We start from the raw sequence: 10205 nt of genomic DNA, 5'->3' as shown, positions 1-10205 counted from the left end.
TGACTGCTCCTTACCGTCGCAACGGAGAATTATTGCGCGGAATGTTGAGGCTATGAGGTCGTATTTCGCTTTATAGTTAGTGTAGACCCTCAGATGAGTGGATGAAAGGGAGCGATGGAGCACCAACTCAGCCACGTCCGGGCCGACGGTTCGGCACACATGGTGGATGTAACAAGCAAAGATACGACGTCGAGAACTTCCCGAGCCCAAGCCGTTGTGGCCACCCGACCTGATGTGGTGGAGCTGATCGTGGATGCCGGGTTACCGAAAGGCGATGCGCTACCGGTAGCGCGGGTCGCAGGAATCATGGCGGCCAAACGTACCTGGGAGACGATCCCGCTGTGCCACCCGATACCATTGGGAAAGATCACCGTGAATTTTGAATCCGACGCTGAAGCGGGCACGTTGCGAGTCGTCACCATGGTGAAAACCCAAGGGGTCACCGGTGTTGAAATGGAAGCGCTCTCTGCTGCATCAACCGCAGCCCTGACCGTCTATGACATGGTCAAAGCCGTTGATCCGCGAGCCGTGATCTCGGACATCAAGGTGTTAGAAAAAACCGGCGGCAAATCTGGTGACTGGGTCGCGCAGAATCCAGGTGATGCCACGTGACGATGTCGTCGGAAATCTATGCAACAACGTTGGCCCGACTCCTCGACGATACAATCGGCGTGCTCCCGGCTGTTACCCTCCCTGCTAGCGAGGCCGTGGGGTGGCGACTAGCGTCGGATCTTGTCACACAACACCCATCACCGAGTTTCGACAACTCCCAGATGGACGGGTACGGCATCGGTTATGCCAACCTGGCCGGGGGACGCTTTCGTGTGGGTCCCGATGTGCCAGCCGGCACTGAGCCAACCGAGGTCTATCACTATGGTGTCAACGGGTACGGCCACGACACTGCGGTGCCCATTATGACGGGGGCTAAAATTCCAGATGATGTGGTCGCCATCGTGCCGGTCGAGGAAGCAGACCCCGCGAAGTTTGTGGAGATGGGCGACTATGTGCAGCTACCACCGGTGGAGGTGGGGCGCTTCATTCGCAAAACCGGCTGCGATATGAAGGCCGGTGTGCTGGTAGCTCCGGAGGGCACAGGCATTGATGCCGCACTCGTGGCAACGGCCGCGTCGCAGGGCATGACGCAATTTCACGTCAGAGCGCGGCCTCGCATCGCCGTCATCGCCGGCGGGGATGAAATTGTTGAGGGCAACCGACCGGTTGCGGCCAAAGTGTTCGATGCCAACACCCCTTTGGTCTTGGGGCTTGCGCGCACGCACGGCCTCCAGATCGTGGCGACCGGTACCACCACTGATGACGTCAACGATTTTCGCAACGTCGTTGATCAGATCATCCGCGATCATAAGCCGGATCTCATCATTACTTCGGGTGGGATTTCCGAGGGCAAATATGAGGTCGTACGCCAACTGCTGCAGCGGCTCGACACCGCGTGGGTGGGCAGCATTGAACAGCAGCCCGGTGGGCCGCAAGGCTACGGCATCTATGGTTCGACACCGATCGTTGCGGTGCCGGGAAATCCTGTCTCGACCATGGTGTCCATGCGTACCCTGGTGCTCCCCGCACTCTGGCAGACGTTCAAATCCGGTTACCAGCCGGTGTCGATCCAGGCACGCATCAATGGAGCCGTCACCGGTATTCGCGGCAAAACCCAGTATCGGCGCGCAGTGGTCGGATTCCACGATGGACAGTTGATCGCGCAAATTCAAGGGGCCGCTGGATCGCATCTGTTAGCGCAGGCCGTCGGCGCCAATGCGCTGGTCGAAATCCCACCCCTGGCTCGGATTCAACCCGGTGAAGCGATCACCGCACACCTGTTTGCCGATACGCGGTGGGATGCCAAGGTTGATCCAACCCCCGGTGGTACGCCATCGCAATCGCCATGCTACGAGACCGAACGTCGTAGCGCAGAAAAATCAGCAATGGTGATCGTCGCGTCAACCCGAGCGGCCGCGGGTGTATATAGCGACGATGCCGGGCCCCACCTTGTCGAATGGCTGCATTCGAAAAACTATGCCACACCCCAGGCGTTGGTTGTGGCGGATCATGATCTGGAAGCCACTATGGAACGGCTCGTCGCCGGAGAGTATGGCCCGCTGCCAGATGTGTTGATCACTAGTGGCGGAACCGGAGTTTCACCGACAGACCAAACGGTGGAAGTCATCGGGGAGTACCTCGACCAGGACATGCCAAATGTGATGACCTCGGTGCTGTTAGAAGGCATCAAAAATACCCCGCACGCCGCACTGTCGCGTGGCATTGCGGGGATCATGGGCGAAACATTCGTGGCTACGCTGCCGGGATCGACCGGGGGAGTGGCAGATGGAATTGCCGTGCTGGATGAGTTGATTGACCATATTGTGGACCAAGTGCGCGGCAAAGATCACAAACACTAGTTCAATTTCGAAAAGGCGGTCGAACCTACTGGACAAACGGGGCTACGTCAAGCTATGCTGATTCTTTGCGTATCCCTGTCTCCAGGTCGTTTTGGTGCCCCCGGTACATTATATATCGAGTGACGCCATCACCACAGGATCATACACAAGAGCGGCTGGCCTTCATATAGCGGTGGGTCCCGTGTCTTCACTTTGTGGCGTATTTGGAGGTATTGCGGGCAATGCGCGTACATAAAACTTGGAAGGTCTGTGAAAGGATCGCTGTTGGTCGCTTCTAGCACCTCTGATAACACAACCGCTACAAACTATCGACATGGCTCTTCAGCCGGTCGTGTTTCTTTTGCAAAGATTGCTGAGCCGCTGGCTATTCCCAATCTCCTTGCCCTACAGACGGAATCATTTGACCGTCTCGTTGGCAATGAGCGCTGGGCTGCACAGGTCGCACACGCAGAAAAAATCGGCGACGATTCGGTAGTCACCACGTCGGGACTGGGCGAGATTTTTGAAGAAATCTCACCGATCGAAGATTACCAGGGCACCATGTCTCTGTCGTTTACCGACCCGGAATTCTCGGACCCGAAGATGGGCGCCGAGGAAGCCAAGGATCGTGACGCTTCGTACGCTGCCCCGCTGTATGTCAAAGCCGAGTTCATGAACTACAACACCGGCGAAATCAAACAGCAGACCGTCTTCATGGGTGACTTCCCGCTGATGACCGATGAAGGTACCTTCATCATCAACGGTACCGAGCGTGTCGTCGTGTCCCAGTTGGTTCGTTCCCCTGGCGCCTACTTTGAGCGCACACCGGATAAAACCACCGACAAAGACATCTACAGTGCCCGGATCATCCCATCTCGGGGTGCTTGGTTCGAGCTGGAAATTGACCGCCGCGACCAGGTTTCGGTTCGTCTGGACCGTCGTCGTAAACAGCCTGTCACCGTGCTGCTCAAAGCCCTGGGTTGGACCGAAGCGCGCATTCGCGAAGAGTTCGGTCACTACGACTCCATGATGTTGACCCTTGAAAAAGATGGCATCGAAGACCAGGCTGAAGCCCTCAAAGACATTTACCGCAAATTGCGTCCGGGTGAGCCCGTGTCGGTTGACGCCGCACAAAGCCTGCTGGCCAACCTGTACTTCACCGAGCGCCGCTACGACCTCGCAAAAGTTGGTCGCTATAAGCTCAACCGCAAGCTCGGTGTCGACGCGCCACTATCGGATCCGTCCTCACTGGTCCTCACCGAAGAAGACGTCACCCAGATGGTGCACTTCATTGCTGCACTGCACGCTGGTGAATCCAGCATCAAGGGCAAGCGCAAGGACGAAGTCGTTGACGTGCCAGTAGAAGTCGATGACATCGACCACTTCGGGAACCGTCGCATTCGTGCGGTCGGCGAACTCATCGAAAACCAGATCCGTACCGGTCTTTCCCGTATGGAACGCGTGGTTCGTGAGCGTATGACCACTCAAGATGTCGAAGCGATTACCCCACAGACCCTCATCAACATCCGTCCGGTCGTGGCTGCTATCCGCGAGTTCTTCGGAACCTCGCAGTTGTCACAGTTCATGGACCAGGGCAACCCGTTGGCCGGTCTGACACACAAGCGTCGCCTGTCGGCACTTGGCCCGGGCGGTCTGTCGCGTGATCGTGCCGGCATGGAAGTCCGTGACGTGCACCCATCACACTACGGTCGTATGTGCCCCATTGAAACCCCAGAAGGTCCAAACATTGGCCTGATCGGTTCCATGGCAAGCTTCGGCCGCATCAACGCGTTTGGTTTCATCGAGACCCCGTACCGCAAGGTCATTGACAACAAGGTGACCGACATTGTTGAATACCTGACCGCCGACGACGAACTCCACGTCCAGATCGCTCAGGCTAACGCGGTACTCAACGGCGATGGCTCATTTGCCGAAGAACTCGTGATGTCCCGTCAACGCGGTGGCGACGGCGAACCAATCTTGGCAGATCCAACCGACATTGACTACATGGATGTGTCACCACGCCAGATGGTTTCTGCGGCTACTGCATTGATCCCCTTCCTCGAGCACGACGATGCAAACCGTGCACTCATGGGCGCAAACATGCAGCGTCAGGCTGTCCCGCTCATCCAATCAGAGGCACCGTTGGTCGGTACCGGCATGGAGAAACCCATCGCCGTCGACGCTGGTGACTCAACCATCGCACTGAAACCAGGCGTCGTTACCGAAGTGGCCGCAGACCTGGTCACCGTGATGGAAGATGAAGGCACCACCCGCCACTACCCGGTCTACAAATACCAGCGCTCGAACCAGGGTAATGCCTACAACCAGGTTGTTCGCGTTTCGGAAGGCGACCGTGTTGAATACGGCGCAATCCTCGCAGATGGCCCATCCACCGATAACGGTGAGTTGGCCCTCGGCAAGAACCTGCTCGTGGCATTCATGCCATGGGAAGGCCTGAACTTCGAAGACGCCATCATCGTCTCTCAGCGCATGGTCTCCGACGACGTGCTGACCTCGATCCACATCGAAGAGTACGAAGTCGACGCTCGTGACACCAAACTCGGTGCAGAAGAAGTCACCCGTGACATTCCCAACGTCTCCGACGAAGTCCTGTCACAGCTCGACGAACGCGGCATCATCCACATCGGTGCCGAAGTAGAAGCCGGCGACATTCTGGTTGGTCGTGTGACACCAAAGGGTGAAACCGAACTCACACCAGAAGAGCGCTTGCTGCGTGCAATCTTCGGTGAAAAATCCAAGGAAGTCCGTGACACCTCGCTGAAGGTCCCACACGGCGAATCCGGTACCGTCATCGGCGTACGCATCTTTGACCGTGATGAAGACGACGACCTACCAGCGGGTGTCAACCAGCTGGTTCGCGTCTACGTTGCGCAAAAACGTAAGATCAGCGACGGCGACAAAATGGCCGGGCGTCACGGGAACAAGGGTGTCATCGCCAAGGTTCTTCCGATGGAAGACATGCCATTCATGGCAGACGGCACACCGATCGATATGATCCTGAACCCACTGGGTGTTCCAGGACGTATGAACCTGGGCCAGGTCATGGAACTTCACCTCGGTTGGGCTGCCGCCAACGGTTGGAAGATCGAAGGCGAACCAGACTTCCTCAAGAAGCTACCAAACTTGCCGCGCGAAACCGGTCCGGTCAATGTGGCCACCCCGGTCTTCGACGGTGCTGAAGCTGAAGAGGTCACCGGGTTGCTGGACCACGTGCACCCGACCCGCGATGGCGAACGCCTCATGGGTAACGACGGTAAAGCTCTGTTGTTCGACGGCCGCTCCGGTGAGCCGTTCCCAGAGCACGTCTCCGTTGGCTACATGTACATGCTGAAACTGCATCACCTGGTGGACGATAAGATCCACGCCCGTTCAACCGGACCGTACTCGATGATTACCCAGCAGCCACTGGGTGGTAAAGCACAGTTCGGTGGTCAGCGCTTTGGTGAAATGGAAGTGTGGGCACTGGAAGCATACGGTGCCGCGTACACCCTGCAGGAATTGCTCACCCACAAATCTGACGATATTCACGGCCGTGTCAAGGTCTACGAAGCAATCGTCAAGGGCGAAAATATTCCAGAACCAGGTGTTCCAGAATCGTTCAAGGTTCTGATCAAGGAAATGCAGTCACTGTGCCTCAACGTGGAAGTACTTTCCGCAGACGGTCAAAACATTGAAATGCGTGACTCGGATGAAGATTCATTCCGTGCTGCTGAAGAACTAGGCATCGACCTCTCCCGTGCTGAACCCAGCTCGGTAGAAGAAGTCTAAGTTCACAACACAAATCAGTCTTTCATCCATTTTTAGAACCAGGAGTTCATAGGACTATGTCCACAGAAAACTCATTCGGCCTCATGCGCATCGGCCTGGCCACCGCAGACCAAATTCGTAACTGGTCATACGGCGAGGTCAAGAAACCCGAGACCATTAACTACCGAACACTCAAACCCGAAAAAGATGGCCTGTTTTGTGAGCGCATTTTCGGGCCAACCCGCGACTGGGAATGCTACTGCGGTAAATACAAGCGTGTCCGTTACAAGGGCATCATTTGTGAACGCTGTGGTGTAGAAGTTACTCGCTCCAAAGTTCGCCGTGACCGTCTCGGCCACATCGAACTCGCTGCACCGGTAACGCACATCTGGTACTTCAAAGGTGTGCCATCCCGTCTCGGCTACCTGCTGGACCTGGCACCGAAAGATCTCGAAAAGATCATCTACTTCGCTGCCTACATGATTACCTCCGTCGACGAGGAAGCTCGTCACGCTGATCTGCCAAACCTGCAGGCCGAACACGACCAGGAAGTCAACTTCCTCAAGAAGCAGCTCGACTCCGATATCGCAGCCGTCTCACGTGAGCTCGAAGAAGAGCTTTCCGAATTGGAGAAATCGGGAGCGAAAGCAGCAGAACGCGAAAAGGCGAAGTCCCTGGCCGAAAAAACCATGGGGCAAATTCGCAAGCGCTCTGAAGCAGAAATCAGCCAGATGGAAGACGTCTGGGAACGGTTCAAGAACCTCAAAGTCGGTGACCTCGAGGGCGAAGAGCAAGTCTTCCGCTCGATGCGTGACAAGTACGGCGAATACTTCGAAGGCTCCATGGGTGCCGAATCGATTCAGCGTCGTCTGCAGACCTTTGACCTGCACGGTGAAGCAGAGAAGCTCCACGAGATCATCCAGACCGGACGCGGTCAGCGCAAAACCCGTGCCCTGAAGCGCTTGAAAGTGGTCAACGCATTCTTGACCACCGACAACTCGCCAGAAGGCATGGTTCTAGACGCTGTACCGATCATCCCACCAGAGCTGCGACCAATGGTTCAGCTTGACGGTGGCCGGTTTGCGACCTCTGACCTCAACGACCTCTACCGTCGTGTCATCAACCGCAACTCACGTCTCAAGCGCCTGCTTGAACTGGGTGCCCCAGAGATCATCGTCAATAACGAAAAGCGCATGCTGCAAGAATCGGTTGACTCGTTGTTCGACAACGGTCGTCGTGGTCGTGCCGTGACCGGACCGGGTAACCGTCCGCTGAAGTCGATATCTGACATGCTCAAAGGTAAACAGGGCCGTTTCCGCCAGAACCTACTGGGTAAACGTGTCGACTACTCGGGCCGTTCCGTTATTGTGGTTGGTCCACAGCTGGAACTGCACCAGACCGGTCTGCCAAAGCAGATGGCCCTGGAGCTCTTCAAACCATTCGTGATGAAGCGCCTGGTTGATCTCAACCACGCACAAAACATCAAGTCAGCCAAACGGATGGTCGAGCGTACTCGCCCACAGGTTTGGGACGTGCTCGAAGAAGTCATTACCGAACACCCGGTTATGCTCAACCGTGCACCAACCCTGCACCGCTTGGGTATTCAAGCATTCGAGCCACAGCTAGTCGAAGGTAAAGCCATTCAGTTGCACCCACTGGTGTGTGCTGCGTTCAACGCTGACTTCGACGGTGACCAGATGGCAGTCCACCTGCCGCTGAGCCCCGAAGCGCAAGCTGAAGCACGCGTGCTGATGCTGTCATCCAACAACATTCTGAAACCATCCGATGGTCGCGCCGTTGCCGTGCCGTCACAGGATATGGTCATCGGCTTGAACCACATGACCTCTGTCCAGGATGACGTCGAGGGTGTCGGTAATACTTACGCCACCCTCGGTGAAGCCACCATGGCCATGGATGCCGGCTCGCTGCACCTCAACGCCACCGTCACCATCGGCGTGGACAATTTTGTCCCGTCAGAGGCCCAGCCAGCACCTGAAGGTTGGGAACCAGGACAGCTCGCGAACCTGGAAACCACCGCTGGCCGTGTGTTGTTCAACCAGCTGCTACCTGCTGACTACCCATGGGTAGAAATGATCGCAACCAAGGGCACGCTGGGAGAACTCGTCAACGATCTCGCAGAACGTTACCCACTGGTCGAAACAGCGCGGACACTGGATAACCTCAAAGATGCCGGCTTCTACTGGGGTACCTGGTCGGGTGTCACCGTAGCGATCTCGGATATCACGTCGAACTTCGACAAAGCCTCGATTATGGAATCGTACGAAGACCAGGCCGCCAAGGTTCAAGTCCAGTACGAAACCGGTCTGATCGCAGACGAGGAACGTCGTGCCGAACTCATCGATATCTGGAACAATGCCACCGACGAAGTCGCTGCTGCGATGCAAAACGGGATGGGCAAACAGAACGCCATCAACCGTATGGTCACCTCGGGTGCCCGCGGTAACTGGTTGCAGGTTCGTCAGATTGCCGGTATCCGTGGTCTCGTTGCGAACCCGAAGGGTGAGATTATCCCGCGTCCGATCAAGTCCTCATACCGTGAAGGACTGTCGGTTCTGGAATACTTCTCCGCAACCCACGGTGCTCGTAAGGGGCTCGCCGATACCGCGTTGAAAACCGCGAACTCCGGTTACCTCACCCGGCGTCTGGTTGACGTCTCACAGGACGTCATCGTGCGTGAAGAAGACTGTGGTACCCGCCGTGGTCTCAGCGTCTCGATTGCTGAACCAAACGACAACGGTGAGCTGGTACTGGTCGATGACGTTGAAACTTCGGCATACTCACGCGTTCTTGCAACAGACGTCAAAGACGCCGACGACAAGGTCGTTGGGTATGCAGGCGAAGACGTCGGCAGCACCAAGCTCGACGAACTGCTGGCTTCCGGTGTGACCGACATTCGCGTCCGTTCCGTCCTGACCTGTGATTCCCGTGTCGGAACCTGTGCCAAATGCTATGGCCGCTCCATGGCAACCGGCAAGGTCGTCGATATCGGCGAAGCCGTCGGTATTATTGCAGCCCAGTCCATTGGTGAACCAGGTACCCAGCTAACCATGCGTACCTTCCACACCGGTGGTGTTGCATCAGCTGACGATATTACTCAGGGTCTGCCACGTATTCAGGAACTCTTCGAAGCTCGCACTCCGAAGGGTGTCGCCCCAATTTCTGAGGTCGCCGGTCGCGTGACCATCGAAGAGGACGACAAACAGGTCCGTCTGGTGCTTACCCCAGATGATGGTTCCGAAGAGATGGCCTACCCGGTCCTACGTCGTTCACGTCTACTCGTTGATGACGGCCAGCACGTTGACGTTGGAACCCAGCTGGTCGCCGGTGCCATTGATCCGAAACAGGTACTGCGTGTCCTCGGACCACGCGCCGCCCAGAAATTCCTGGTCGACGAAGTCCAAGAGGTCTACCAGTCCCAGGGTGTTGGCATTCACGACAAGCACGTGGAAGTCATCGTTCGCCAGATGCTGCGCCGCATTACCATCATCGATTCCGGTGAAAGCGGCCTGCTACCAGGTGAATTGACCGACCGCATCGACTTCGTTGCAGCCAACCGTGCTGCCGTAGCCGAAGGCAAACGTCCAGCAAGTGGCCGTGACGAACTCATGGGTATCACCAAAGCCTCCCTGGCAACGGACTCGTGGCTCTCGGCCGCATCCTTCCAGGAAACCACCCGCGTCCTGACCCAGGCCGCAATGGAAGGCAAAGGCGACCCACTGCTCGGCCTCAAGGAAAACGTCATCATTGGTAAGCTCATCCCAGCCGGTACCGGGTTGGACCGCTACACCAAGGTGGCCGTTGAACCAACCGATGATGCCAAAGCCAACATGTTCACCGGTGCCGCAGCATTCCCGGACTTTGATTACCCGGGTATGGACACCGAAATCGGTGGCGACTTCCACGCAATTCCGCTGGAAGACTACGGCATGGGTGGAGAATTCCGCTAAATCACTAGGTCAATAATCCCGGCCTAAATACAAAAGAGCCAGTGCGAAACACATCGCACTGGCTCTTTTGCGCGCT

4 protein-coding genes are annotated in these 10205 nt (G+C 56.7%); all 4 read left to right on the top strand.

The window, feature by feature from the left end; translation table 11 throughout:
• Positions 1-114: 114 nt before the first annotated feature.
• Positions 115-612: a cyclic pyranopterin monophosphate synthase MoaC gene (gene moaC / locus ACYVJT_RS07365; protein ID WP_343956709.1), complete on the top strand. Its 498-nt coding sequence runs from the start codon at positions 115-117 to the stop codon at positions 610-612.
• Between the two features lie 2 nt (positions 613-614).
• Positions 615-2411, top strand: a complete 1797-nt coding sequence (locus tag ACYVJT_RS07360) for a molybdopterin-binding protein (protein WP_343956733.1) — start codon at positions 615-617, stop codon at positions 2409-2411.
• Between the two features lie 264 nt (positions 2412-2675).
• A complete protein-coding gene (gene rpoB / locus ACYVJT_RS07355) occupies positions 2676-6182 on the top strand; it encodes a DNA-directed RNA polymerase subunit beta (RefSeq protein WP_343956710.1) in 3507 nt (1168 codons plus the stop codon).
• Positions 6183-6238: 56 nt separating this feature from the next.
• Positions 6239-10129: a DNA-directed RNA polymerase subunit beta' gene (locus ACYVJT_RS07350; protein WP_343956711.1), complete on the top strand. Its 3891-nt coding sequence runs from the start codon at positions 6239-6241 to the stop codon at positions 10127-10129.
• Positions 10130-10205: the final 76 nt, after the last annotated feature.

The organism is Yaniella soli, from assembly GCF_054782375.1.
This window is presented reverse-complemented; position numbering and strand designations above follow the sequence as displayed.